The sequence below is a fragment of the Novosphingobium kaempferiae genome (genome assembly GCF_021227995.1).
Taxonomy (GTDB): domain Bacteria; phylum Pseudomonadota; class Alphaproteobacteria; order Sphingomonadales; family Sphingomonadaceae; genus Novosphingobium; species Novosphingobium kaempferiae.
Window position 1 is genome coordinate 2,539,907 of sequence record NZ_CP089301.1, and the last position, 24,750, is coordinate 2,564,656.

Annotated in this window: 20 protein-coding genes; 13 read left to right on the plus strand and 7 right to left on the minus strand. The window is 67.0% G+C overall.

The window, feature by feature from the left end; all coding sequences use genetic code 11:
• On the minus strand, positions 1 to 1,044 hold the full coding sequence (locus LO787_RS11490) for a mannose-1-phosphate guanylyltransferase (RefSeq protein WP_232495960.1): 1,044 nt from the start codon (positions 1,042 to 1,044) through the stop codon (positions 1 to 3).
• An 89-nt stretch (positions 1,045 to 1,133) separates the two neighbouring features.
• Positions 1,134 to 1,874: a TonB family protein gene (locus LO787_RS11495; RefSeq protein ID WP_232495961.1), complete on the minus strand. Its 741-nt coding sequence runs from the start codon at positions 1,872 to 1,874 to the stop codon at positions 1,134 to 1,136.
• A 124-nt stretch (positions 1,875 to 1,998) separates the two neighbouring features.
• Between LO787_RS11495 and LO787_RS11500 the strand changes: the two genes are divergently transcribed.
• The gene (locus tag LO787_RS11500) at positions 1,999 to 2,718 is read left to right on the plus strand and encodes a dienelactone hydrolase family protein (RefSeq protein WP_232495962.1); all 720 of its coding nucleotides are present in this window, start codon (positions 1,999 to 2,001) and stop codon (positions 2,716 to 2,718) included.
• A gap of 338 nt (positions 2,719 to 3,056) precedes the next feature.
• A complete protein-coding gene (locus LO787_RS11505; protein WP_232495963.1) occupies positions 3,057 to 5,594 on the plus strand; it encodes a TonB-dependent receptor in 2,538 nt (845 codons plus the stop codon).
• A 198-nt stretch (positions 5,595 to 5,792) separates the two neighbouring features.
• Here the strand turns inward: LO787_RS11505 and LO787_RS11510 are convergent, their stop codons facing one another.
• Positions 5,793 to 6,863: a phosphotransferase gene (locus tag LO787_RS11510; protein WP_232495964.1), complete on the minus strand. Its 1,071-nt coding sequence runs from the start codon at positions 6,861 to 6,863 to the stop codon at positions 5,793 to 5,795.
• Positions 6,864 to 6,981: 118 nt separating this feature from the next.
• Between LO787_RS11510 and LO787_RS11515 the strand changes: the two genes are divergently transcribed.
• The 5 genes from LO787_RS11515 (at position 6,982) to LO787_RS11535 (ending at position 12,672) form a co-directional block, all read left to right on the plus strand.
• Entirely contained in the window at positions 6,982 to 8,190 is a 1,209-nt protein-coding gene (locus LO787_RS11515; protein ID WP_232495965.1) for a CaiB/BaiF CoA transferase family protein, read from the plus strand.
• Positions 8,190 to 8,585: a Zn-ribbon domain-containing OB-fold protein gene (locus LO787_RS11520; protein ID WP_232495966.1), complete on the plus strand. Its 396-nt coding sequence runs from the start codon at positions 8,190 to 8,192 to the stop codon at positions 8,583 to 8,585. Before LO787_RS11515 ends, LO787_RS11520 begins: the two co-directional genes overlap by 1 nt.
• Positions 8,586 to 8,766: 181 nt before the next feature.
• Positions 8,767 to 9,951, plus strand: coding sequence for a thiolase family protein (locus LO787_RS11525; protein WP_232495967.1), 1,185 nt, complete (start codon positions 8,767 to 8,769; stop codon positions 9,949 to 9,951).
• 205 nt (positions 9,952 to 10,156) lie between these two features.
• Entirely contained in the window at positions 10,157 to 11,356 is a 1,200-nt protein-coding gene (locus LO787_RS11530; RefSeq protein WP_232495968.1) for an amidohydrolase family protein, read from the plus strand.
• Complete coding sequence (locus LO787_RS11535; protein WP_232495969.1) at positions 11,356 to 12,672, plus strand: cytochrome P450; 1,317 nt, start codon at positions 11,356 to 11,358, stop codon at positions 12,670 to 12,672. Before LO787_RS11530 ends, LO787_RS11535 begins: the two co-directional genes overlap by 1 nt.
• Positions 12,673 to 12,707: 35 nt before the next feature.
• On the opposite strand, the gene LO787_RS11540 is transcribed toward LO787_RS11535, so the two are convergent.
• Positions 12,708 to 14,105, minus strand: a complete 1,398-nt coding sequence (locus LO787_RS11540) for a helix-turn-helix domain-containing protein (protein ID WP_232495970.1) — start codon at positions 14,103 to 14,105, stop codon at positions 12,708 to 12,710.
• A gap of 149 nt (positions 14,106 to 14,254) precedes the next feature.
• On the opposite strand from LO787_RS11540, the gene LO787_RS11545 reads away from it, so the two are divergent.
• The 3 genes from LO787_RS11545 to LO787_RS11555 all read left to right on the plus strand — a co-directional run bounded on the left by LO787_RS11545 (position 14,255) and on the right by LO787_RS11555 (position 18,600).
• The gene (locus LO787_RS11545; RefSeq protein WP_232495971.1) at positions 14,255 to 15,841 is read left to right on the plus strand and encodes an isocitrate lyase; all 1,587 of its coding nucleotides are present in this window, start codon (positions 14,255 to 14,257) and stop codon (positions 15,839 to 15,841) included.
• A gap of 246 nt (positions 15,842 to 16,087) precedes the next feature.
• Positions 16,088 to 16,258 carry a hypothetical protein gene (locus LO787_RS11550; RefSeq protein ID WP_232495972.1) on the plus strand — a complete coding sequence of 57 codons (171 nt, stop codon included), beginning with the start codon at positions 16,088 to 16,090 and terminating at the stop codon, positions 16,256 to 16,258.
• 233 nt (positions 16,259 to 16,491) lie between these two features.
• The gene (locus LO787_RS11555; RefSeq protein ID WP_232495973.1) at positions 16,492 to 18,600 is read left to right on the plus strand and encodes a putative bifunctional diguanylate cyclase/phosphodiesterase; all 2,109 of its coding nucleotides are present in this window, start codon (positions 16,492 to 16,494) and stop codon (positions 18,598 to 18,600) included.
• Positions 18,601 to 18,834: 234 nt separating this feature from the next.
• On the opposite strand, the gene LO787_RS11560 is transcribed toward LO787_RS11555, so the two are convergent.
• Positions 18,835 to 19,566, minus strand: a complete 732-nt coding sequence (locus LO787_RS11560; RefSeq protein ID WP_232495974.1) for a TetR/AcrR family transcriptional regulator — start codon at positions 19,564 to 19,566, stop codon at positions 18,835 to 18,837.
• An 81-nt stretch (positions 19,567 to 19,647) separates the two neighbouring features.
• On the opposite strand from LO787_RS11560, the gene LO787_RS11565 reads away from it, so the two are divergent.
• Both LO787_RS11565 and LO787_RS11570 read left to right on the plus strand, forming a co-directional pair.
• Entirely contained in the window at positions 19,648 to 19,974 is a 327-nt protein-coding gene (locus LO787_RS11565; RefSeq protein ID WP_232495975.1) for a 2Fe-2S iron-sulfur cluster-binding protein, read from the plus strand.
• Positions 19,975 to 19,989: 15 nt separating this feature from the next.
• On the plus strand, positions 19,990 to 21,249 hold the full coding sequence (locus LO787_RS11570) for a cytochrome P450 (RefSeq protein WP_232495976.1): 1,260 nt from the start codon (positions 19,990 to 19,992) through the stop codon (positions 21,247 to 21,249).
• A 79-nt stretch (positions 21,250 to 21,328) separates the two neighbouring features.
• On the opposite strand, the gene LO787_RS11575 is transcribed toward LO787_RS11570, so the two are convergent.
• Positions 21,329 to 22,243, minus strand: a complete 915-nt coding sequence (locus LO787_RS11575; RefSeq protein ID WP_232495977.1) for an alpha/beta fold hydrolase — start codon at positions 22,241 to 22,243, stop codon at positions 21,329 to 21,331.
• Between the two features lie 499 nt (positions 22,244 to 22,742).
• Here LO787_RS11575 and LO787_RS11580 point away from each other — a divergent pair, with 499 nt between their 5' ends.
• Positions 22,743 to 24,098 carry an MATE family efflux transporter gene (locus LO787_RS11580; protein ID WP_232495978.1) on the plus strand — a complete coding sequence of 452 codons (1,356 nt, stop codon included), beginning with the start codon at positions 22,743 to 22,745 and terminating at the stop codon, positions 24,096 to 24,098.
• 15 nt (positions 24,099 to 24,113) lie between these two features.
• On the opposite strand, the gene LO787_RS11585 is transcribed toward LO787_RS11580, so the two are convergent.
• Positions 24,114 to 24,731 carry a DUF938 domain-containing protein gene (locus LO787_RS11585; RefSeq protein ID WP_232495979.1) on the minus strand — a complete coding sequence of 206 codons (618 nt, stop codon included), beginning with the start codon at positions 24,729 to 24,731 and terminating at the stop codon, positions 24,114 to 24,116.
• Positions 24,732 to 24,750: the final 19 nt, after the last annotated feature.

Below are 24,750 nucleotides of genomic sequence, written 5' to 3' on the forward strand. Positions count from 1 at the left end.
TCACTGGTTCTTCGCGCCGGAAAGGCTGCCAACCTTTTGTACCCCGGCGATGGTGGTGATCATGATGTCGTCGCCGTCGACGACGACCACGACATCCTCCAGCCCGATCACCGAGACCCGCGGCCCGTCGCTGTCGACGAGGACATTGCGGCAGTCGACCATCTCGACCGCGCCCGATCCGCGCACCGAGTTTCCGTCCTCGTCGCGGTGCAGCGCCTCGTGCAGCGCCTGCCAGTTGCCGATGTCGGACCAGTCCATGTCGGCCGGCACCATCGCCGCGCGCGTGGTGTTTTCCATCACCGCATAGTCGACCGAGACGCTGGGCACTTCGGCAAACGTCGCCGCGTCGGGATGGAAGCGCTGCCCCTCGGCCGTGCCCTTCGCCACCGCCTCGGCAACGCCCGCCGCGACTTCGGGACGGTGCGCCGACAGTTCGGCGAGGAAATCCTTCACGCGGAACGCGAAGATGCCGCCGTTCCAGGCATAGATGCCCTCGGCCAGAAACGCCTTGGCGCGCTCGAGGTCCGGCTTCTCGACGAACTGCGCGGTGCGGAAGCCCGTCGCGTCGATCGCCTCACCACGCTTGAGATAGCCGAAGCCGGTCTCGGGCCGCGTCGCCTCGATGCCGAAGGAGACCAGCCAGCCCTGCTCGGCCAGATCGGCGGCGGCGCAGGCGGCGACCGCGAAAGCCTCGGCATTGCCGATGTGGTGGTCGCTCGGGCAGACGAGCATCACCGCATCCTCGGGCAGGCGGCAGGCCGCAAGCGCGATGGCGGCGGCGGTGTTGCGCGCCGAGGGCTCGACGATGACCTGCGCCCCCGCGACCGCGCCAAGCTGCGCCTCGACATGCGCAAGATGCTTGTGCCCCGTCACCACCACCGGCGGCGCGAAGCCGCCCTCGGCCGGGCAGCGCCCCAGCGCCGCCTCGAACAGCGTGCTGTCGCCGACCAGCGGCAGGAACGGCTTGGGCATCGCGGCGCGGCTGCGCGGCCAGAGGCGCGTGCCGCTGCCTCCGCAAAGAATTACCGGTACGATCGTAGGCATGCAGTAAGTTTCACTCGTCGGCGACGGTTTTCATCGCAATGCTAATAGTCGTCCGTTGCTGCGATGCAACGCACGGCGTGTTACAGTCTTCAATAGAACCAGCGCTGACGCCAGCGATAGACCGCTTCCACAGGATTTCCCGAACCGTCTTTTGCGGGCCGGAAGCGGAAACGCTTCGTGGCAAGGCGGCAGGTGATGCGGTCTGCTTCCGAATCGGGACTGGGCTGCACCACCCGGCAGGCCGACACGTGCCCGTCAGTCGCCACCGAAAGATCGATCACGACCGAGGCGCCGATGCGCAATTCGCGCGTGTCGCGGGGGTAGTCCTTCGCCGAATTGATGTCGCCCGCGATCTTGACCGTAGGCGCACCACCTCCGCCACCGGTACCCGCGCCGCCTGCTCCCGATCCGGTGCCCGTGCCGCTGCCCGATGCTCCGGTCCCTTCGCCCTGCGCCGCCGCGCCTGCCGCATCCTGCGTGCCCTGCCCTGCAACGGGCGGAGCCTGCGTCGGCCTGACGACCACCGGCGCGCGCGGGACCGCGATATCGCGCGGCGTCGCCTTGCGGCCCGGCGCTCCCGCCGCGCCTTCCTTCTGCGGTGGTGCCGGTGCGGCTTTCGGCGAGGGGCTGGGCTCGGGAGGGGTCGGCGGGGTCGCCTCTATCGTGAACGCCTGCGTGACCGAGCGCACGACCTGCTGCGCGAGATCGGGCGTGAAGGCCCGGACCAGCCCCGCGACCACGACGACATGCATGAACAGGACCAGCGCAGCGATCCCCCATCGCGGGGGCCGGCGTGGCCTGCCTTCGATACGTGCATCCCGGCGCGACATGCCCCGCTGATCGCACGGGCGCACAAGCACGCGCAACCTTTGACAAGCCCTCCCCCGCCAAGCATTCCAACTGGCGATAGAGCGTTCGCATATACGACGATCCGCCAGCAAAGGGAGTGCCGCGATGACGCAGAGCTTCGAGCCCGTCGAGTGCAGCCACGACGGAACCGCGATGGAAGGCTTCCTCGCCAGGCCGCAGGGAGACGGGCCTCATCCGACCGTGCTGATGTTCCCCGGCGCGACCGGCTCTGGCCCGAGCTTCGAGGCGGCCGTGCGTGAACTGGCATCCGCTGGCTATGCCGCCATCGGCATCAGCGTCTACGAACGCGGCGCGGACATCGCGACGCCCCAGTCGGCCGGAGCGTACTTCGCCGACCTCATGGCCCGGCCCGAATTGCTCCGCTCCCGCGTGCTCGCATGGTTCGATACCGTGTGCGCACTGCGCTTCGTCGATCCCGAACGCGTGGCGGCGGTGGGCTACTGCTTCGGGGGCAAGTGCGTCCTCGAACTGGCACGCAGCGGTGCGCCGGTGCGCGCGGTATCGAGTTTCCATGGGCTGCTTACCACCCATGCCCCGGCGCGTGCCGGAGCGGTGGGCGCGCGCGTCGCCGTCTGGACCGGCGGTCGCGATCCCTATGCGCCCCGTGCCGACCTCGACGCCCTGCGGTCCGAGTTCGATGCGGCCGGGGCAGACTACTCGGTTATGGAGTTTTCGCAGGCCCGCCACGCCTTCACCGACCCCGACCATGACGGTATCGCGGAGGGGATAGCCTATGACCCGGTGGCACATCGAATTGCCTGGAGCGGCACACTCGGGCTGCTGCAGGTGACCCTCGCGGCATGATTGACTGAACAGGTGTTACAATCAGGTCACAACGTCAGGTAAATTCACTTTAGCGACCTCATATTCCCAATTGTGAACTGAATGCGTCGCAGTTATTCTTGCAAACAGTTGAGGGATTCGTAGTGTTTCCCTCAGGCAAGAACGGATGCCGGGCATCGGCACCAGGGAGAGAGGACAGACGCAGGGGGGCGTCTAAATACTGGCCGGGGTGACCCGCGCCAGGCGCTTCCCCGACTTCGATTATCCGAAAAACTCCCGCGCGGACCGGCAAGAGCCGGCCGTCCCGCAGCACCGTCTGCCGATAACGAGAACATAGTTTCCGGAGGAGAGGAGAGATCATGGTTGCAAGGAATTTCAGAGGTGTTCTGATGCGCGGCGTCGCGTTTTCGGGGATCGCCTTCGCGGGTATCGCCGCGATGCCGGCCATGGCGCAGGACGAGGGGATCAACCCCGGCGACATCATCGTCACCGCCCGCCGTACCGAGGAACGCCTTCAGGACGTGCCGATCTCGATCACCGTGTTCAGCGGTGACCAGATCCAGAAGCGCAACATTGCCGTCGCCTCCGACCTTGCCGTGTTCACGCCGTCCCTCTCGGTCAACACGCGCTACGGCCCGGAGAAGTCGACCTTCTCGATCCGCGGCTTCAACCAGGACGCCTCGACCGCGCCGACCGTGGGTGTCTACTTCGCCGACGTCGTGGGCGTGCGTGCGCAGGGCGGCACTGCGGGCGGCAACACCGTCGGCGCGGGCGCCTTCACCGACCTCCAGAACGTGCAGGTGCTGAAAGGCCCGCAGGGCACCCTGCAGGGCCGCAACACCACCGGCGGCGCGGTGCTGCTGGTGCCTACCAAGCCGACCGACCTGCTCGAAGGCTCGATCGAGGGCACTTACGGCAACTACGACCAGAAGCGCGTGCAGGCGGCGATCAACGTCCCGCTGGCCGACACCTTCAAGGTCCGCGTCGCGGTCGACCGCAACAAGCGCGACGGCTACATGAAGAACCAGTCGGGCATCGGCCCCAAGGACTTCAACGACGTCGACTACTTCTACGGCCGCCTCAGCATCGTCGCCGACCTGACGCCGGAGCTGGAGAACTACACGATCTTCCACTACAGCCGTTCGGACACCAACGGCTACGCGTCGCACTACGAGTTCTGCGACCGCAATCCGGCCTCGCCGCTTACCGGCGGCAACCTGCCGCGCTACTATACCTCGCTCGCCGCCTGCGACCAGATCGACCGCCAGGCCGCGCGCGGCGACGGCAAGCTCGACGTCGATGTCGGCAACCCCAACCCGCGCATGTTCCTGCGCACATGGCAGGCGATCAACACGACCACCTGGCAGGCCAGCGACACGATCACGATCAAGAACATCGTCAGCTACGGCGAGTATCGCGAGCAGAGCCAGTTCCAGCTCTACAGCGACAACTTCTTCATTCCGAACACGCCGGTCACGCAGTTCTTCGCGGGACGTGGCGGGCCACTGCCGGGGCAGCGGTTCGACTACATCCAGCTCGGCACCCAGCCCGGCTATGACGCCGCGTCGGAATCCACGACGACCGAGGAACTCCAGCTGCAGGGCCGCTCGGCCGACGGCAAGCTGAACTTCGTGGTCGGCGGCTATCTGGAATGGAGCCGCCCGATCGGATGGAACCAGCAGCGCACCGGCATCTACGGCAACTGCGTCGATCCGGGCGTGATGGACTGCGTCGGCGGCATTCCGCTGGTGCCGATCGCGCCGGGCGTAACCGTTCCGGGCAACCTCATCTCGGAATCGCGCACCAAGCTGGCCTTCGACAACCACGGCATCTTCGCGCAGGGCACCTACAAGTTCACCGAGCAGCTTTCGCTGACCCTCGGCGGACGGTGGACCTTCGACAAGATCGACGGCTATTCGGAGAGCAACCGCCGCACGATGGCGACGATCCCCGGACGGGGCACCAGCGTGGTCAGCTGGGTCTGCAACGACAACCTCAACCACCGCACCGTCAACCTGCTCACCAACGGAGGCAACCTTGCGGCCTGCGGCACCCGCATCGTCAACAAGTCCAACAAGCCGACCTGGCTGATCGACATCGACTTCAAGCCGACGCCCGACACGCTGGTCTACGCCAAGTACGCGCGCGGCTATCGCCAGGGCACGGTGAACTTCACCAACCCCGGCCTCGAAACCGCGCTGCCGGAGAAGGTCGACGCCTATGAAGTGGGCGCCAAGCTGACCTTCCGCGGCGCCCTGCCCGGCTACTTCAACGTCGCCGGCTTCTGGAACGACTTCTCGAACCAGCAGGTGTTCGGCGCCCTCATTGCCAAGCCGGACAGCGGCCTTGCGGGCGGCGCGGCGATCATCAACGCGGGCAAGTCGGTCATCAAGGGCGTCGAAGTCGACGCTGGCGTGACGCCGGTTCAGGGGCTGCGGTTCTCGGCAGGCTACACCTACCTCGACACCGAGCTGAAGGAACTCACCCCGCCGACCCTCTCGGCCGACAGCCCGTTCCTGCAGATCATCCCGCGCGGCACCATCGGCGGTGCGCTGACCTACTCGCCCAAGCACAAGCTGACGCTCTCGGGCGACTACTCGGTCTCGCTGGGTGAAGGCGTGGGCGAGCTGAACTTCGGCGTGATCTATACCTACACCGCCAAGCAACTGGTCGACGGCAACAACCGGATACCCGGCTACAACCTGCTCAACCTCAACGCCGGGATCAACGATATCGGCGGCACCGGGTTCGACATCGCCGCCTTCGCCCAGAACGTCACTAACAAGCACTACCGCACCACGGCGGGCGGCGGCTTCGAATCGTCGGGCATCGGCGACTTCATGTACGGCCCGCCGCGCATGTACGGCGTCCGCCTGAAGTACGCCTTCGGCCGCTGATACAGACAAGAACCCCGCGCCGACCGAGTGCGCGGGGTTCACTTGGCCCTCCGGCCAAACTGAGCCACGCCGCATGCGGCGTGGCTTTTTCATGGGCTTGCTTGTCTCGTCGTCATTGCGAGCGCGGCGAAGCAATCCAGCGTCATGCGCCAACCCTGGATTGCTTCGCTGCGCTCGCAATGACGAAGGAAGGGGAACTCAGCCGACGCCGAGCAGGCCGAAGCTGTCGTGCCGCATGACCGCCTTGCCCAGCCGGTCGACGAACTGGACGATGATCGGCGGGTCGACGCGGCGCGTGATGGACCAGAGGTAGTAGCCGTAGGTCACGCCCTCGCGGTACTGCGCCCACGCCTGTTCCTCGTCCGGCATCGCCATGCCGTGCCCGCGCATCATGGCAAGGTATTCGCCCAGCAGGCGGCGTTCCTCCACCTCGGCCACTTCGGTCGGCAGCACGGCGTTGAGGTGGTAGGCCACGTCGAGCGCCCAGCCGCCGCGCTGGAGCAGTTGCCAGTCGATCACGCCCATCCCCTCGGGCGTTCGGAACACGTTCCCGGCATGGGCATCGCCGTGGATCATGAACTGCGGCCGCCCGCCGTCGCGCGCCGCCAGTTCCTTGATCGCCACCGCAAGATTGGCCGCGCTGCGCACGCGGGGGGAGAGATTGTCGCCGCGCGGGCCGTCGAGCAGTTCCTGCAACGCCTCGGGCGTGACGTAGCTCATCTTCGCCAGTTCCGCCGCGCGCGGGCGAATCCAGTCGGCTCCATTGAGGAAATCGCTCTTCGCGTGGAGCAGCGACAGCTGCGTCAGGCTCTGCACCGCATCGTCAGCCGTGAAGGGATCGAGCGCCGAGCAGAACCGCGCGCCGTCGACGATCAGGTCGCGCATGATCGTCACGGCCTGCTGCGCCTCGCGGTCGATCACCGTGGCGACGCACTGGGGCACGCGCACGTCGATGACGGGGGCGACCTTGTTGTAGAACTCCGACTCCAGCACGCAGGTCGGTCCGCCGCGCGCGGTCATCGCGTCCACGTCGAGCAGGCCCTTGAGGCAGAAGCCCCGCGTCTCGCCATCGTCGAACGTCACCGCGAAGCGCACCTTGGTGGCGACGGTGCGGATCAGTTCGACCTGCTCCACCTTCATGATCGCGCGGCCAGCGGCAATTTCCGCCAGCGCTCCTGACAGCCACTGCGGATCGAGCGCCTGCTCCAGCGTCGCCGGAACCGTCACTTGCGGCTGCGACGGCACCCTTCTTTCGAGGACTTCGGACATGCCTTTTCCCTTTCCCGATATCTGTTCGTTCGGCTTGACCTAATTCGCCATTTCGTTCCATCCTTCGCAATATAGAATTTCATCGGTCAAGCGATGGTAACAGAAACGGGAGAGATCGATGGGCAAGCCGCTGGAAGGCATCAAGGTCGTCGAAGTCGCGATGTGGGCCTTCGTGCCTGCCTGCGGCGGGATGCTCGCGGACCTTGGTGCCGACGTCATCAAGATCGAGCCGCCCACCGGCGACCCCCTGCGCGGGCTCTCCATCGGGGGTATGGCCAACAGCCGGATCGACTATTCGTGGGAAAGCTACAACCGCGGCAAGCGCTCGGTCACGCTCGACCTCAAGCAGCCTGCGGGCCGCGCGGTGCTCGACCGGCTGCTGGCGGATGCCGACGTGTTCCTCACCAACCTGCTACCCCCCGCGCGCCGTGCGATGAGGATCGACGCGGAGACGATCCGGGCCGCCTACCCCGACCTCATCTACGCCAGCGGCAGCGCGCTCGGCCCCAATGGCCCGGACTACGAGAAGGGCGGGTACGATGCGATCACATTCTGGGCGCGCGGCGGCATCTCCTCCTCGCTGACCGAGCCCGACGCGGCGCTTCCAGTAGGCCCGCCGGGACCGGCCTTCGGAGACACGCTTTCGGGCTCGATGCTCTCGGGTGCGATCTGCGCGGCCATCGCCAAGCGGGCGCTGACGGGGGAGGCTTCCACGGTCGATGTCTCGCTGCTCGGCACCGCGATGTGGTCGATGCAGCGCTACGTCTGCCAGGCGACGGCGGACGGCGTGCAGAAGTTCCCCAAGCCGCCCGCCGACCGGCCAAACAACGTCCTCGTCAGCAATTACCGCACGTCCGACGGGCGCTTCCTTGCGCTGTGCATGTTGCAGGCGGACAAGTACTGGCACCCTTTCTGCGAAGTCGCCGGGCGGCCCGACCTCGCCGCCGATCCGCGGTTCGTCGATGCCGCCGCGCGCAGGGAGAACATCGAGGCCTGCTATGCCGAAATAAAGGGCCTGTTCGCCGGCAAGTCGCTGGAGGAGTGGAAGGCGATCCTCTCCCGCCAGTCCGGCCAGTGGGACGTCGTCCAGGACGTGGGCGAGATGAAGGACGACGCGCAGGCGCAGGCCAACGGTTATATCAAGCGCGTCGATTACGGCGACGGCACCGAGATCCCGATGGTCGGCCTGCCGATGGTCTTCGACGGCGCACCGCTGCCCTCCGCCCGCTCGCCCGAACTCGGCGCGCACAGCGACGCGGTGCTGGAGAGCCTCGGCTATTCGGAGGACGAGATCATCGACCTCAAGGTGCAGGGCGTGGTGTTCTGATGGCCGAGCGCAAGCTGCCCAGGCTGGAGCCGGAGACCGCGTTCTACTGGACCGCCGGAGCCGAAGGCGTGCTGCGCATCCAGCGCTGCACGGAATGCGGCACCTACCAGCACCCGCCCTTTCCGCGCTGCTCGTCCTGCGGCAGCGAGGCCGTGGCGCCGGAGGCGGTGTCCGGCAAGGGGCGGCTCGCCAGCTACACCGTGAACCGCGAGGCATGGGTGTCGGGCCTTGCCGTGCCCTTCGTGTTCGGCGTCGTCGAACTGGCCGAGCAAGCGCAACTCTACGTCTTCACCAACATACTGGCCGACGAGGTGCGCGTCGGCATGCCGCTGACGGTGTCGTTCGAACAGCACGACGACGTCTGGCTGCCGATGTTTCGAGAGGAAAAGGCATGACTTCCCCCTCTCCACTTCGTCACCCTGAACTTGTTTCAGGGTCCATCGGGCAGTCGGTGCCCGACGGTGGTTTCACCAAAGGCCCTGTCGGTTCGCAGAGGCATAGCGCAGCGCTTCAGGCGCAATGGACCCTGAAACAAGTTCAGGGTGACGGGGTATCGGGTCGAGAGGGGAGCGCACGATGACCCACCTCCCCGAAAAGCTCGTCTGCATCACCGGCGCGGCGCAGTCGGAGGTCGGGCGCCCCTCCCCGCGCACGGCGCTGCAACTGACCGCCGATGCCTGCCATGCCGCCATCGCCGATGCGGGCCTCTCCCCCTCCGACATCGACGGCATCGCCACCTATCCCGGCAAGAGCAGCGAAGGCGGCGGCATCGCGCCCGTCAGCCCGTCCGAAGCCGCTGCCGTGCTCGGCATCGAGCCGCGCTGGATCCTCGCCTCGGCGGAGGGGTTCAGCCACATGGCGCCGATCTTCAACGCGATCACCGCCATCGCCTGCGGCCTTGCCCGCCACGTCGTCGTGTTCCGCAGCGTCGCGCAGGCGCAGGCGCGGCTGGTCTCGCGCGCGTCCACGCTGATGTCCGGCGCGCGCGAGCGGGTGGACGGGAACAACGCCTGGACGGTGCCCTACAATGCGCTCTCGCCGATCAACACCTTCGCCCTCTACGCGCAGGCCTACTTCGAGAAGTATGGCGCGAACGAGGCGCAGCTGGGCGCCATCGCGGTCAACAACCGCGCGAACGCCGCGCACAATGCCAACGCGATCTATCGCAAGCCGCTCAGCCTCGACGATTACCTCGCCAGCCGGGTGATCTCGTCCCCGCTGAGGCTGTTCGACTGCGACAGCCATATCGACGGCTCGACCGCGATCGTCCTGTCGCATCGCGACGCCGCGAGGGACTTGCGCAACCCTCCGCTGCATGTCGAGGCGATGGGCATGGCGGTCGGCGGGCTCTGGGTCGGGCGGCATGACGGCGACTTCACCGAACTGCCTGCCGCCCATCGCGCCGGGGCGATGCTTTGGCAGCGAACGGACCTTGGCCCCGCCGAGATGGACTGCGCGCAGATCTACGACGGTTTCTCGATCCACGTCTGGATGTGGCTGGAGGCGCTCGGCCTCGTGCCGAAGGGGGAAGCCTGCCGCTTCACCGAGGGCGGCACGCGGATCGCGCTCGACGGCGAACTCCCGCTCAACACCGGCGGCGGCCAGCTCTCCGCCGGGCGCTTCCACGGCTACGGGCACATCCATGAGGCGACCGTGCAGCTGTGGGGGCGTGGCGGCGGGCGGCAGGTGCGCGACGCGAAGACCTGCATCATCTCCAACGGCGGCTACGGCTACGGCGCGATGATCCTGCGGCGCGACTGAATGTAACTTACCCTTCGTCATTGCGAGCGCAGCGAAGCAATCCACGGTTTCCCCATGCCGCTGGATTGCTTCGCTGCGCTCGCAATGACGGACGAGGAGGAGATTGCCACCCCAGCATCAAACCGATCCGCTTGACCGACTCATTCACAAGTGCGATAATCAATTCGCTATTTAGAATATAAGAACGGGACGAGAGGAACGGAAAATGAGCGAAGCAGATCCCGCAATCCGCACCGCAGCCGCGGCGGACTGGCAGTACGGCCCGATCTTCGACGCCGACGCGCACATCGATCCGCCGCATGACATGTGGAAGGACTACCTCCCCTCGCACCTCAAGGACCGCGCGCCTTACATCGAGCACGCCGAGGACGGGGACTACATCTGCTTCGAGGGCAATCGCCGCCCGTTCATGATGATCAACAACCAGGCCGGTCGCGAGGGCAAGAACTTCAAGATGAAGGGCCGCCTCTCAGACCAGCGCAAGGTCTGGGAGCCCGCCACCCGCCTTGCCGACATGGATGCGGACGGCATGGACGCGGCGCTGCTGTTCGGCGGCGGCCCGCTCGGCTCGTTCGACAACGAACTCTACATCGCCAGCTACGAGGCGTACCAGAACTGGGTGATGGACTTCGCCTCGGTCGCGCCCGACCGGCTCTATCCCGTGGGCTACGTGCCGATGCGCGACATCGACGAGACCTGCCAGCACGTCACGCGGCTGGCGAAGAAGGGCTTCCGGGCGATCAACCTGCCCGCCTTCCCGCAGAACCCGGACGCCTGGAAGACTTCTTCCGGCATCGCCGCGATGAAGGACGGGCAGGTCTCGGCGCTCACCGGCGACAGCAAGGGGGCGCTGCAGTACTCCGACCCGGCCTTCGACAAGCTGTGGAAGACGATCTGCGATCACAACCTCGTCATCACCTTCCACCTCGGCGCGCGGGTGCCGCGCTTCGGGCAGAAGGAGTTCTTCCTGCCCGACATGCCGATGAGCAAGATGGCCATGGCCGAACCCATCGGCATCTTCATCTTCAACTGCATCTTCGACCGCTTCCCGGACCTGCGCATCGGCAGCATGGAAAGCGGCGTGGGCTGGTTCGCGTGGTACGCCGAATACATCACCCGCACCTGGGAGCGGCAGCGGTTCTGGACCGAAAGCCAGCTCAAGAACCCGCCGACCTACTACATGGACAAGAACGTCTACGGATCGTTCATTCAGGACCGCACCGGCATCCTCAACCGCGACATGCCCGGCGGCCGGAACATCATGTGGTCGTCAGACTACCCGCATTCGGAGACGACCTTCCCCAAATCGCGCGAGGTCATCCTGCGCGATTTCGAGGGCGTGCCCGAGGCGGACGTGCGCGCGATCATCCATGACAACGCCTGCAAGCTGCTGGGCATTTCCTGATGCTGGACGCGGCCACCGCCCCTGACGGCGACGACGTCCTCACCGCCGACGACCCGCTCTACGAGGAACTCTACGACGTCCGGCGCGAGGCGGAGTCGGTCGGCAATTCGGTGGAGGTCGCGGCGATCATGCCGCAAGTCCACGCCCTGCGCGCGCAGGGTCCGGTCATCAAGGGGCGGCTGCGCGAACTGCTCGGCCTGCCGCTGCACGAACGTCACGCCCGCGCGGCGGGGCGGCCGCACTGGACGGTGCTGTCCTACGAGGCGTGCGAGGCGGCGTTCCGCGATCCGGCGATCTTCTCCAACTCGGTGCAGGGACACGACAACCCGGCGGGCGAGAAGACCATGGGCATCCTCGAAATGGACCCGCCGATCCACCGCGCCTACCGCCGCACCATCCAGCCGCGCTTCAACATGCCCGTCGCGATGGACTGGTGGCGCACGCATACGATCGACACCATCATCGAGCGCCTGATCGCCCGCATGGCGCGCGGCGAGCGTGCGGACCTCAACCTCGACTACTGCGCGCGCATCCCGGTCTACACGATCACCACCGCCATCGGCCTCGACGGCGACGAGGCGCTGCGCTTCCGCCACGCCTACCTCAACTCCACCAGTTCCAGCCGCACGGTGACGATGGAACAGCGGATCGAGAACGCGAAGATCGTCGAGAGCACCGTGCTCGGCCTGATCGCGCGGCGGCGGCTGGAGCCGAAGGATGATCTTGTCAGCTTCCTGATCGAGATGAAATTGCAGGTGCCCGGCGAGGAACCGCGCCCCCTCACCGACCGCGAGATCATGGCCCACGTCAAGCTCGTCATGGTGGCGGGCGGCGGTACGTCCTGGCGGCAGATGGGCATCGCGCTCTACGCCTTGCTGACGCACCCAGAGCAGCTTGAGGCCGTCCGCGCCGACCGTTCACTGGTGGACGACGCCATCGAGGAAAGCCTGCGCTGGTATCCCACCGCGCCCTACTTCTACCGCATGGTCATGGCCGACACCGAGTTCTACGGCCACGCGATCCCGCAAGGGTCGGTGCTGGAACTCGGTCTCGGTCCCGCCAACCGCGATCCCGAGCGGTGGGAGCGGCCCGACGAATACGACATGTTCCGGCCCAAGCTGACCAACATGGCCTTCGGCCTCGGCACGCACCGCTGCCTCGGCATGAATGTCGCGCGGGTGGAGATCAACCGGGGGATCAACGCCCTGCTCGATCACTTCCCGGCGATGCGGCTCGATCCCGGTGCGCCCGCGCCGTTCATGACGGGAGGGCTGGAGCAGCAGGGGGTTTCGGGGCTGCCCGTGCTGCTGCGCTGACGGATGCTCGCACCCCCTTACCCTAAAAACCCCCGTCAACTCTCCGCAAACGTATAAGGCTGCGCGGCACGCCGGTAGTCGTCCGCCAGCACGTCGCGCCCGATCGGCGGGACCGAGCGCGCGGTGCATTCGGCGCGCTGGCACAGGCGGCAGGTGACGCCGATGGGCGTGACCGGCGCGGTCGCGGGTTCCGCCCCGCGCGCATAGACCAGCCGCCCCGCCTGATCCGCCGCGCAGGCGAGCGCCACCGCGCGCAGGACACGCGGGCCGTCGTAGCCTGCCGCACCGCCGGTGACGGTTCGCGCGATGGAGAAGAACCGCTCCCCACCCGGCAGTTCCAGCCACTGCGTCGCGATCTCTCCGGGGCGGCGGAATACCTGATGCACGCTCCACAAGGGGCATCCCCCGCCATGGGCCGCGAAGGGAAAGCCCGCGCCGTCCAGCCGCTTGGAAACGTTGCCCGCCTCGTCCACGCGGATGAAGAAGAAGCCGACGCGCTCCTCGCCCGGCCTCTGGAGCGTGGTGAGGCGGTGCGCCACCTGCTCGAAGCTGGCGCCGAACAGCGCGCACAGGGCGTCGATGTCGTAGCGGCGCTGGTCCGCCGCGCGGGCGAAGCGGCCATAGGGCATGACAATGGCGGCGGCGGCATAACCCGCCAGCGCACGCAGCAGCAGGGTGGCGGTGGTGCGGCTGGAAAACGCCTCGGCCCGGATGGTCTGCTTGATCTCCGAACGCAGCGCGGTGTGCGCGATATGCGTGGCGATCTGGAACGCACGGCTCGATGCGTCGAGCGTATCGGCGATCAGCAGTTGCTGGTTGTGCCGGTCGAAGCGGCGCAGCGAATCCATCAACACGTCGGGCGGCAGCAGGCGTACCCGCACGCCCTTGCTCGCCAGCCACTCGGTCGCGCCGCCCGTCTTGTCGATCTCCGCTGCAAGCTCTTCGGCGCGGGTGTCGAGGGCGTGGAAGTAGTTGCGGTTGGCGGCAAGGAAGCGCTGCGCCTCGCGCACGGGTTCGTTCTCGTCCGCCATCGGCCCGGCGGCGCGCTGTTCCGCCAATGCCTGCGCTTCGCGGACATAAGCCTGATGCAGCCGCAGCAGCGCCTCGGACACGCCGGGGAAGCTGGTGGCGAGGTCCGCCACTTCCAGCGCGGGCAGGTCGATATCGGCGAAGATCGGATCGCGCAGCACCGCATTGATCCGCCTCCCGTAGTCCTCCCCGTCGTCGCCCGCGATGTCGGCAATGTCGAGGCGGTAGGTCTTCGCAAGGCGCAGCAGCATGTCCGCCGTGACCGGGCGCTGGTTGCGCTCCAGCAGGGCGACGTAGCTGGGCGAGATCTCCAGGTCGTCGGCCATGGCCTGCTGGGTCAGGCCCAGTTCCCGGCGCAGGCGGCGCAGCCTTGGACCTAAGTATAAGGGACGGTTTTCTGCCATTTGCGGCCATTCTGTCACAACCACACAACTTTACAAGGAACATCTGTAAAGTTTGACAACAGCACCTCGCAGGCAGTTCCGCGCCGCGAAAGTTCCGATTACCTCGGCGTCATCGAACGCAACATCGTTACGCAAGAGGATTCCCGACCGTGACCTACCAGAGCAAGATCATCGAAGCCGGACAGACGATCGGCACCGAATCCCACTGGAGCGGGATCGAGGCGGAATCGGTCGCCCGCATGCGCCTGCAGAACCGCTTCCAGACCGGCCTCGACATCGCCCGCTACACCGCGCGCATCATGCGTCAGGACATGGCGGCCTACGATCTCGACCCGGCCAACTACACGCAGTCGCTCGGCTGCTGGCACGGCTTCATCGGCCAGCAGAAGATGATCTCCATCAAGAAGCACTTCGGCACCACCAAGGGCCGCTACCTGTACCTGTCGGGCTGGATGGTCGCCGCGCTCCGCAGCGAGTTCGGCCCCCTGCCCGACCAGTCGATGCACGAGAAGACCAGCGTTCCGGCGCTGATCGAGGAACTCTACACCTTCCTGCGCCAGGCCGACGCGCGTGAGCTTGGCGGCATGTTCCGCGATCTCGACAAGGCCCGCGACAGCGGCGACGAGGTCGAGGCCAAGCGCATCGAGCACGCCATCGACGCCTACGAGACGCATGTCGTGCCGATCGTGGCCGACATCGACGCGGGCTTCGGCAATGCGGAGGCGACCTACCTCCTCGCCAAGAAGTTCATCGAGGCGGGCGCCTGCTGCATCCAGATCGAGAACCAGGTCTCGGACGAGAAGCAGTGCGGCCACCAGGACGGCAAGGTCACGGTCCCGCACGAGGACTTCATCGCGAAGATCCGCGCGGTCCGCTACGCCTTCATGGAACTGGGCGTCGATGAGGGCCTGATCGTGGCGCGCACCGACTCGCTCGGCGCGGGCCTGACCAAGCAGATCGCCTTCACCCGTGAGGCGGGCGACATCGGCGACCAGTACAACGCCTTCCTCGACTGCGAGGAAATCGGGACGGTCGGCCACGGCGACGTGCTGATCAGCCGCGACGGCAAGCTGCTCAAGCCCAAGCGCCTGCCCAGCAACCTCTACCAGTTCCGCCCGGGAACCGGCGAGGACCGCTGCGTGCTCGACTGCATCCACGCCCTTCGCAACGGCGCGGACCTGCTCTGGATCGAGACGGAGAAGCCGCACATAGGCCAGATCGGCGGGATGGTCAGCCGCATCCGCGAGGTGATCCCGAACGCCAAGCTGGTCTACAACAACTCGCCCAGCTTCAACTGGACGCTCAACTTCCGCCAGCAGGTGTTCGACCTGTGGAGCGCCGAAGGCAAGGACGTCTCGGCCTATGACCGGGCGCGCCTGATGAGCATCGACTACGACGGCACCGCACTGGCGGACGAGGCCGACGAGCGTATCCGCACCTTCCAGAAGGACGCGGCGCGCGAGGCGGGCATCTTCCACCACCTGATCACCCTGCCGACCTACCACACCGCGGCATTGTCCACCGACAATCTCGCCAGGGAGTACTTCGGCGAGGCGGGCATGCTCGGCTACGTCAAGGGCGTGCAGCGTCAGGAGATCCGCCAGGGCATCGCCTGCGTGAAGCACCAGAACATGGCCGGCTCCGACATCGGCGACGACCACAAGGAATACTTCGCCGGTGAAGCCGCACTCAAGGCAGGCGGCGCGCGCAACACGATGAACCAGTTCGCCGCCTGAGGCGGCCGGGGAACCAGTTCGCCGCCTGAGGCGGCCGGGGAACCAGTTCGCCGCCTGAGGCGGCCCACCCCCGCGTTCGTCATTGCGAGCGTAGCGAAGCAATCCAGCGCAGCGGAACGCCGTTCTGGATCGCCACGGACCTTCGGTCCTCGCGATGACGAAGTGAAGAGTTTCGAGAAGGAAGCCGGAGGGACAGCCCCTCCGGCACATCGGGAAAGACCCCGCAAAGCAAGGAAAGGACATAGCATGACCACCATGACCGCAGAACCGACCCGCGCTCGCGCGGTGCTCTCGAACGAGGACTTCAAGCTGCTGCAGGAAGCCGTCGTCTACTATCTCAAGGCGCACGAGGACGATCCGATCTCGTCCAAGTACTCCAACCTCTATCACCGCCTCGGCAGCGCCATCCGGCGTTGAGGCGCCGAACGGTCCGAAGCCACACTTTAGGACCGGACTGAACACAATTTCCTGGGGAGGAAAGCTTGGCCCGTCGCACCCCGGTGCGGCGGGCCATTTGCGTTATCCCTTACCAAAAATTCATCCCGTAGAGCCCTGAATTTCCGCGATCCGGCTCGTCACATCGCTGTCGCCATAGGGCAGAATTTTAACCCTCTCGCCCATAGCCTGCGTGAAACCAGGTGGGGAACCGCGTGTACTTGGGGCTTGAACACGACATTACGGGCAAGGAACCTTGCGTCGCATCCGGCGACGGGGAAGACCTGCGTTCGCTCGACACCGCTCTCCAGGCCGCATCGCTGGCCGAGACCCGGCTGCGCGAGGCGATAGAGGCGATCCCGCAGGGTCTCGTCTTCCTCGACGAGGAGGACCGCTACATCCTCTGGAACGAGAAGTACGCCGAGATCTACGAGAAGTCGGCGGACCTGCTTAAGCCGGGCGTCAAGCTGGGCGACGCGCTGCGCATCGGCATCGCGCGGGGCGACTATCCCGAAGCGCTGGGGCAGGAAGAGGAGTGGCTCGCCAGCCGCCTCCAGCACCTGCGCCAGCCCGGCACGCGTCATGAGCAGTGGCTGTCGAACGGCAACTGCATCATGATCGAGGAACGCCGCCTCGGCAGCGGCGGCACCATCGGGGTGCGCGTGGACATCACCGACCTCAAGCAGAAGGAAGCCGCCTTCCGCCTGCTGTTCGAGCGCAACCCGCTCGCCATGTTCGTCTACGACATCGACAGCGGCTGCATCTGCGCCGCCAACGAATCCGCCTGCAGCCTGTTCGGCTATTCCGCCGACGAGATGGCGGGCCTGCCCGCCCGGCACCTCTTCCCCGAAACAGTGCGGGCACGCGCGGCTGATATGCTCGCAACCGACCGCGCCGACACCGGCGACTGCTGGAAGATGCTCCGCCGCGACGGCGCCTGCCTCGAAACCGTGATCGCCACGCGCACCTCCGACATCCAGGGCTTCGCGGGCACCATCGTCTCTATCTTCGACGTGACCGAGCGCCGCCGCATCGAGCAGCGCATGGCCCACATGGCGCGGCACGACGAACTGACCGGCCTCGCCAACCGCCCGCACTGCCGCCAGCACCTGCGCGAAGTGCTGGAGCAGGCCGGACCGCACGAGACGGTGACGCTGGCCCTCGTCGATCTCGACCACTTCAAGCCGGTCAACGACACTTACGGCCACCACTTCGGCGACATCGTGCTGACCGAAGCCGCGCGCCGGATGCGCGACCTGATCCCGCCCGAGGCGCTGCTGTGCCGCATCGGCGGCGACGAGTTCGCGCTGATCTTCCGCCGGTCCAGCCTCACGCAGGCGGAACTGGTCTCCAAGTCGATCATCACCACCCTGTCCGAGCCGTTCTTCGTGCAGGGCCACATGATCCACATCGGCGCGACCATCGGCTTCGCCTCCTCCCCCTACGACAGCCGCGATGCGGAAACGCTGCTGCGCTACGCCGACCTTGCGCTCTATGCCGCCAAGGGCGAGCGGCGCGGCACCTGCCGCAGCTTCGAGGCGGGCATGGACGCCGCCGCGCAGGAGAAGAACCGCCTCGAAATCGACCTGCGCGCCGCCGTGCGCGAGGGCGGGCTGGAGGTCCACTACCAGCCCATCGTCGATCTCCAGTCCGGCGAAGTCGAATGCTACGAGGCGCTGCTGCGCTGGCACCACCCGGAGCGCGGCGCGGTGCCGCCCGACGTCTTCGTGCCGCTGGCCGAGGAGATCGGCCTGATCGACCAGATCGGCCGCTTCGTGCTGGGCAGCGCCTGCACCGCCGCGATGGGCTGGCCGGACCATGTGAAGGTGGCGGTCAACGTATCGCCCCTCCAGTTCCGCAACGGCAACCTGCTGAGCACGGTCATCAACGCGCTTTCCACCTCGGGCCTCGCCGCCGAACGGCTGGAGCTTGAGATCACCGAGGCGGTGCTGATGGAAAAGGGCCCGCGCCCTTCCGCCATCATCCGCAACCTGCGCGCCTTCGGCATCGGCATCTCGCTCGACGATTTCGGCACCGGCTATTCCTCGCTGAGCTATCTGCTCAACTACCCCTTCACCAAGATCAAGATCGACAAGTCGTTCATCCTGAACCTCGACGACGAAGCGAGCTCGCGCGCGGTCATCCGCGCCGTGATCGGCCTTGGCCGCAGCCTCGGCCTCACCGTCGCCGCCGAGGGGATCGAACGCGAGATCGAGCGCGACTACCTGCGCGACGAAGGCTGCACGCAGGGACAGGGCTACCTGTTCGGCAAGGCCGCTCCGGCGGTGGTGAACCAGGCGAGCCCGGTCCGACTGGTGGGCTAAGCGGGGCTCCCCCTACCCCATCGCCCCTGCGAAGGCAGGGGCCCATCCCAAACTGGCAGCCTCACAGCAAGCAAGGTGCCGTGGCTATGGACCTGATGGGCCCCTGCCTTCGCAGGGGCGACGGGACTTGGGAATGGGGGCCTTCCCCCACAAATCGTCATTGCGAGCGTAGCGAAGCAATCCAGCCCGGCGCGGTGCCGCTGGATTGCTTCGCTACGCTCGCAATGACGATGCTCAGGCCACGATGGCCCTGCGGCAGAAGTCCCACAACTCGTTCGCCAGTTCCTCGCGCCCAGTGCGATCGACGGTGCGATCCGCGACGCCTTCTTCCTCCGCCAGCAGCACGGTATGCACCGTGGTCGAGACGAGGTTGTAGATCAGCCGCGCCTGCAACTGGGCGTCCGCCTGCCGGAACACGCCGCCCGCCATGCCCTCGCCGACGTGCCCGGCGATCAGGTCCAGCAGCGGCTCCAGCGCCGAGTTCAGCTCCGCCGGGCGCGTCTGCGCCAGCCGCAGGTGCTCGCGGCTGAGCGCGGCGCCGCGCCGGTTCGCGCCCATGCGATCCTGTCCCAACTGGCCGACGACGATCCCCGTGACGATCGATCGCAGCGCCTCGACCGGCCCGTCGCACTGCCCGGTGATCTCCCGGAACTGCAACGCAGCCGCGCGCAGCGAGCTGTCGAACACCGCCAGCACGAGATCGTCCTTGCCCTGGAACCGCTCGTAGAACGCCCGCCGCGCCAGCCCTGCGCGGGCCAGCACGGCGCGGATGGTGAGGCCCTCCAGCCCGGACTCGTCGAGCAGGTCGTAGGCGGTGCGGATCAGCAGGCGCGTGCGGTCGCCCTCCCCGTCGAGCGCGGCGGCGGCATCGGGCATCGTGTAGAGCGGCGGATATGCAGTGACCATCCGCTCTCCGCTACGCCCGCGCATCGTCGTGGTCCAGCCCTGTCCTGCCGTGACGCTCATCGGCCCAGGTTGACTTTGCCGCCGCCGCGCGCGTACAAGGTTGAGAACGACGTTCTCGCAGGACAGAGAAGAGAGGATTCCATGCCGCAGGTCACTTACGTCGATCACGACGGGCACGAGACGCGCGTCGATGTGCCGCTGGGCGAAAACGTCATGCGCGGGGCGCTCTACAACGGGATCGAGGGCATCGTCGGCGAATGCGGCGGCGGCCTCTCCTGCGCGACCTGTCATTGCTACATCGACGAAGACTGGGTCGATACCGTCGGCGGCCCCGCTTCCGACACCGAGGCCGAACTGCTCGACGCGGTCGCTACCGAACTGCGCCCGAGCAGCCGCCTCTCCTGCCAGATCGAGATGACTTCGGCGCTCGACGGGCTGATCGTCCACCTGCCTGAAACGCAGTTCTGAGGAAGGGGAAGACCGATGCCGATCGACGCCGCCAACCCCGTTCCGCCCAGCTTCCCCCGCCACGTCGGGATGGATCAGGTGCCCGACCACGTCCCGCCCGAACTGGTGCGCCAGTCGGGCCTGACGGTCGGGCCGGACTTCCTCGCCAACCCGCACGACTTCATGGCCGCGCTGCATGAGAAGCAGCCGCCGATCTATTACGACGTCAGCCCGATGGGGAACATGTGGCACCTCATCAAGCATGAGGATGCGCTGTTCGGCCTGCGCCACCCGGACATCTTCTCAAACGAGGGCGCCACGCCCTTCCCGCGCGATCCGGACGACTACTTCTACTTCATCCCCATCGAGATCGACCCGCCGCACCATCGCAAGTACCGCAACATCGTCGACCCCGTGTTCAGCCCGCAGGGCGTGCTCAAGCTGGAAGCCCAGATCCGCGAGCGGGCCAACGGCCTGATCGACGAGATCGAGGCCAAAGTCGCGGCCGGGGGGACGTGCGAGTTCACCGAGGACTACGGCCGCCCGCTGCCGGTCACGGTGTTCCTCGACATCATGGGCCTGCCGCAGGACATGCGCGACGAGTTCGTGGACTGGGCGATGAAGCTGCTCCACTCCAACGACCGCGCCGTGATGGGCGAGACGATGGGCAAGATCACCGCCTATCTGCGCCAGGCCATCGAGGAGAAGAAGGCCAACCCCGACGACGGCGTCGTCAGCCGCATCGCCCACTCCGCGCCCGACGGCGTGCCGCTGTCCGACAAGGAGATCTTCGGCTTCGTCTGCTTCCTGTTCATCGCCGGGCTCGACACCGTCTTCGCGACGCTGAACAACATCTGGCTCTATCTGGCCGAGAATCCGGACAAGCTGGCGGAGATCCATTCGCGCCCGCAGGACATCGACCGGATCGTCGAGGAATTGCTGCGCCGCTGGTCGGTGACGTTCTCGGGCCGGGTGCTCGACAAGGACCACGAGATGCGCGGCGTGCAGATGAAGAAGGGCGACCGCGTGACCTTCATCCTGCCGTCCTGCAACTTCGACCCGGAAGTGTTCCCGAACCCGAAGGAGGTGGACTTCGACCGCCCGCGCAAGACGATCCTCGCCTTCACGGTGGGCGTCCACAGCTGCATGGGCGCGCACCTCGCCCGGCTTGAGGTGAAGATCGCACTGCAGGAATGGCTCAAGCGCATCCCGGCGTTCTCGGTGAAGCCCGGCACCCGGATCGAGTACCGCCCCGGCGGCGTCATCGGGCCGGAGCATCTGCCGCTGGTGTGGTGAGGTGAAGGGCTGCGTATGGCCCGGGGGCTTCGACAGGCTCAGCCTGAGCCGAGTTGATAGGTTGTTACACTAACCCCGCTCACCCTGAGCTTGTCGAAGCCTCATCGGCGCAGCGCTCATCCCGCGCCAGAATACCCAGCAAGGCCGCCTCGAACGCCTCGGGCCTCTCGTACATGGCCCAGTGCCCCGCGCCCTCGATCACCCGAAACCCGGCATCGGGCTGGACCGAGCGCAGGGCTGCTTCCTGCGCCGCCGGGTCCGGGTGCGGGAGGTCGTGCTCGCCCCAGATCGCGGCCACCGGCGCGCGCACTTCGGGCAGCACGCGGATGAGCTTGTCCGGCACCACCAGCGGCGCGGCGTGGAGGCGCGCGGCCTTGGCGGTGGGGAGCAGCATGTGGATGGCGAGATCGTCCGCGCTCTCGGGATGGTGGAGCATCAGCCCGAGCAGGTTGCCCTTCAGCGCCTCCCGCCGCGCCTCACCGACGAGGCCGCTGATCCGCCCGAGCCGGGGGTGCCCCATCGGCGTGCCGAGCCCGCCGCAGCCGACGATCACCAGCCGCCGCGCCACCTGCGGATGAAGCGCGGCCAGATGCGCCAGCGCGACGCCGCCGAAGGAGAAGCCGCACAAGTCCACCGGCAGGCGCTCGGGTCCGAGGATCGCTTCGAGCCCCGTCGCCAGCGCCGCCGAGATGCCCGGATGATCTTCGGTCGACGGCATGGCGGAATCGCCGTGGCCCGGCAGGTCGGCCACGATCAGGCGGCGATGGCGGGACAGGCGCTCGACGTTGCGGACCCAGTGCGTCCACGATCCTTGCGCGCCGTGGGCCAGCACCAGCGGCGGCAGGTGATCCGCGCCCCAGATGCGCCAGACCATCGTACCCCCGCCGCAGGGCGTCTCTACCCGGCGCGCCTGCGCATCCGTCGCCGCCAGACAGCCAGCCGGGTCCGCGTTCTGCTGCTTCAGATCCATGCCGATTTCGACATTGTGCGTCATCGCCCTCTCCTTTGAGGACATGGGATCATCGCATCGGATGACGCGCAACCGGGGGCGTCAATTGATCGCCCCGATGACTGTGCGAGTGACAACGCTGGACAAGAAACACCGCAGAAACGCTAGGGAAAACCATAAACGAATTTTCTGCATGCTGCGCAGCATCGGATGCAATTCGGGCTTTGCCAAAGCCGAATTCTTGTGCAATGTGGTCGGTGAAAGGTTCCTGTAACCTTACCGGTGTTGGGAGAGAGCGCGCCGGGGATGATCCAATCACTCCGGCGCGCCGATTTCTTTCGCTTCTGCAGCAGGCCTGCAAAGCTCCGAACACTCCGTAACCTTCCTGATTTTCCTCGACTTAACAAGCCCTACTTAGGGTGTTTGCTTATTGTTAATTGGGACAGGTTGTGCGGTGCAACATAGGCTTGCACCCTCTTCGACCTTCATTCCGGCACTTGCGTGATTCGCGGCGGTTGCCCGGATTCGGCGCGTCCGATACGGCTTGGCCTTCCAACCCCTGCGATCGGCCCGCATCCTGAGCACCCCGTCCTCCAGTACCGCCCGCCAGCTCTGGTCCATCGCGCTTCCGGCGATGCTGACCAACGTGGCGACCGCGCTGTTCGGCCTCGCCGACATGTGGGCGATCGGTCGCCTCGGCGACGCGCCCGCGCAGGGGGCGGTGGAGCTGGGCGCGAAGTTCATGCTGGGCCTGCTCAACGTCTTCAACTTCCTGCGCACCTCCACCGTGGCGCTGACTGCGCAAGGGTCGGGACGCGGCGACGGCGACGGGGGCGAGACGCTGGCCCGCGCGATGGCCGTGGCACTCGGCATCGGCGCGGTGCTGCTCATGGCGATGCCGCTGGCCCTGCCCTTCGGCCTCGACCTGCTGGGCGCCGAGGGGCCGGTGCGCGAGGCTGCGCGCAGCTACGTCGCGATCCGCTACTGGGCGGGGCCGGTGTGGCTGGCCAACTGCGTGCTGGTGGGCTGGCTCATCGGGCGGCGCAAGGTGCGCCATGTGCTCATCGTGGAGATCGCCGCGAACCTCGTCCACATCGCGCTCGACCTGTTGCTGGTGCTCGTCGTCGGCTGGGGCGTCGCGGGCGTCGCCATGGCGACGGTGAGTTCGGAACTGCTCAAGTTCGCGCTGCTCGCCGCCGTGGTGATGCGCACGGGTGCGGCGCGCGAGGCTCTCTCCGCCATCGGTCGCAAGGGCACATGGGCTCGGACGGAACTGGCGAAGCTCTTCGCTTTGAACCGCGACCTGTTCATCCGCACGCTGCTGCTGACCGGATCGATCCTGCTGTTCGCCCGCGTCGGCGCGCGCGCCGGACCGGTGACGCTGGCGGCGAACGGCGTGCTGTTCCAGCTCTTCATGCTGGCGACGCTGCTGCTCGACGGGTTCGAGAGCGGCGCGCAAGTGCTCTGCGGAGAGGCCCTTGGCGCCAGTGCCCGCGCCCGCTTCACCGCCGCCGTGCGCGCCTCGCTGATCTGGGGCGGCGTGACCGGGCTCGGCGTTTCGGCAGTCTATGCGCTGGCGGGCGCCCGGCTCGCGGGGGCGTTCAGCACGGACCCGGCGGTGATCGCGGCGACGGCGGAATATGCGCCGTGGCTGGCGGTGCTGCCGATCCTAGGCGTCTCGTCCTTCGTGTTCGACGGGGTGTTCGTCGGCGCGGGATGGACGCGGGCTATGCTGGGGACGATGGCGGCGGCGATGGCGGCCTACCTCGTGCTGCTGTGGGCGCTCCAGCCGCTCGGCAACCATGGGCTCTGGGCGGCGTTCGCGGTGTTGTTCGGCGGGCGGGCCGTGGGTCAGGCGCTGGTGCTGCCAAGGTTGGTCCGGCGGAGCTTCGCTGGGTGAGTAATGCTTTGAGCCCTACCGCTTCCGGAACACCAGCATCAGGTTGTTCGCGGGCATCTCCACCAGCCGGTCAAACTCAAGCCCGTGATCGAGCGCGCAGGCGTGGACGCTCTCGACGCTGCGCAGGCCCCACTCCGGATTGCGGCGCCTGAGGTCTTCGTCGAAGGCGGCGTTGCTCGGTTCTAGGGGGTGGTCGTGGCGGCTATAGGGGCCGTAGAGCACCAGTGGGCGGCCGCTGTCGAGCACCCTCGCCGCGCCTGCCATCAGGCCCTCGGTCGCGGACCAGGGGCTGATGTGGATCATGTTGATGCAGACCACCGCCTCGGCCTCAGCGACGGGCCATTCACCGGCGGCGTCGAGTTCGAGCGGGTCCAGCAGGTTCGCCAGCCCTGCATCCTCGCGCCATGCAGCGATGGAGGCGCGCGCCTGCGGGTCGGGGTCGGTGGGCTGCCACAGCAGGTCCGGGAAGGCGGCGGCGAAGTGGACGGCGTGTTCGCCGGTGCCGCTCGCGATCTCCAGCACCCGGCCCGAGACCGGCAGCGCCTCGCGCAGAACACCAAGGATCGGATCGCGGTTGCGCGCGGTGGCGGGGGCCTGTCGGCGCGCGTCGCGGGAGGGGGCTTCGTGCTGCATGGCAGAGCCATGGGGACTG

Coding starts and splice junctions, on each gene's coding strand:
- LO787_RS11490 (WP_232495960.1), bottom strand. CDS start 1,044: ATGCCTACGATCGTACCGGTAATTCTTTGCGGAGGCAGCGGCACGCGC.
- LO787_RS11495 (WP_232495961.1), bottom strand. CDS start 1,874: ATGTCGCGCCGGGATGCACGTATCGAAGGCAGGCCACGCCGGCCCCCG.
- LO787_RS11500 (WP_232495962.1), top strand. CDS start 1,999: ATGACGCAGAGCTTCGAGCCCGTCGAGTGCAGCCACGACGGAACCGCG.
- LO787_RS11505 (WP_232495963.1), top strand. CDS start 3,057: ATGGTTGCAAGGAATTTCAGAGGTGTTCTGATGCGCGGCGTCGCGTTT.
- LO787_RS11510 (WP_232495964.1), bottom strand. CDS start 6,863: ATGTCCGAAGTCCTCGAAAGAAGGGTGCCGTCGCAGCCGCAAGTGACG.
- LO787_RS11515 (WP_232495965.1), top strand. CDS start 6,982: ATGGGCAAGCCGCTGGAAGGCATCAAGGTCGTCGAAGTCGCGATGTGG.
- LO787_RS11520 (WP_232495966.1), top strand. CDS start 8,190: ATGGCCGAGCGCAAGCTGCCCAGGCTGGAGCCGGAGACCGCGTTCTAC.
- LO787_RS11525 (WP_232495967.1), top strand. CDS start 8,767: ATGACCCACCTCCCCGAAAAGCTCGTCTGCATCACCGGCGCGGCGCAG.
- LO787_RS11530 (WP_232495968.1), top strand. CDS start 10,157: ATGAGCGAAGCAGATCCCGCAATCCGCACCGCAGCCGCGGCGGACTGG.
- LO787_RS11535 (WP_232495969.1), top strand. CDS start 11,356: ATGCTGGACGCGGCCACCGCCCCTGACGGCGACGACGTCCTCACCGCC.
- LO787_RS11540 (WP_232495970.1), bottom strand. CDS start 14,105: ATGGCAGAAAACCGTCCCTTATACTTAGGTCCAAGGCTGCGCCGCCTG.
- LO787_RS11550 (WP_232495972.1), top strand. CDS start 16,088: ATGACCACCATGACCGCAGAACCGACCCGCGCTCGCGCGGTGCTCTCG.
- LO787_RS11560 (WP_232495974.1), bottom strand. CDS start 19,566: ATGAGCGTCACGGCAGGACAGGGCTGGACCACGACGATGCGCGGGCGT.
- LO787_RS11565 (WP_232495975.1), top strand. CDS start 19,648: ATGCCGCAGGTCACTTACGTCGATCACGACGGGCACGAGACGCGCGTC.
- LO787_RS11570 (WP_232495976.1), top strand. CDS start 19,990: ATGCCGATCGACGCCGCCAACCCCGTTCCGCCCAGCTTCCCCCGCCAC.
- LO787_RS11575 (WP_232495977.1), bottom strand. CDS start 22,243: ATGACGCACAATGTCGAAATCGGCATGGATCTGAAGCAGCAGAACGCG.
- LO787_RS11585 (WP_232495979.1), bottom strand. CDS start 24,731: ATGCAGCACGAAGCCCCCTCCCGCGACGCGCGCCGACAGGCCCCCGCC.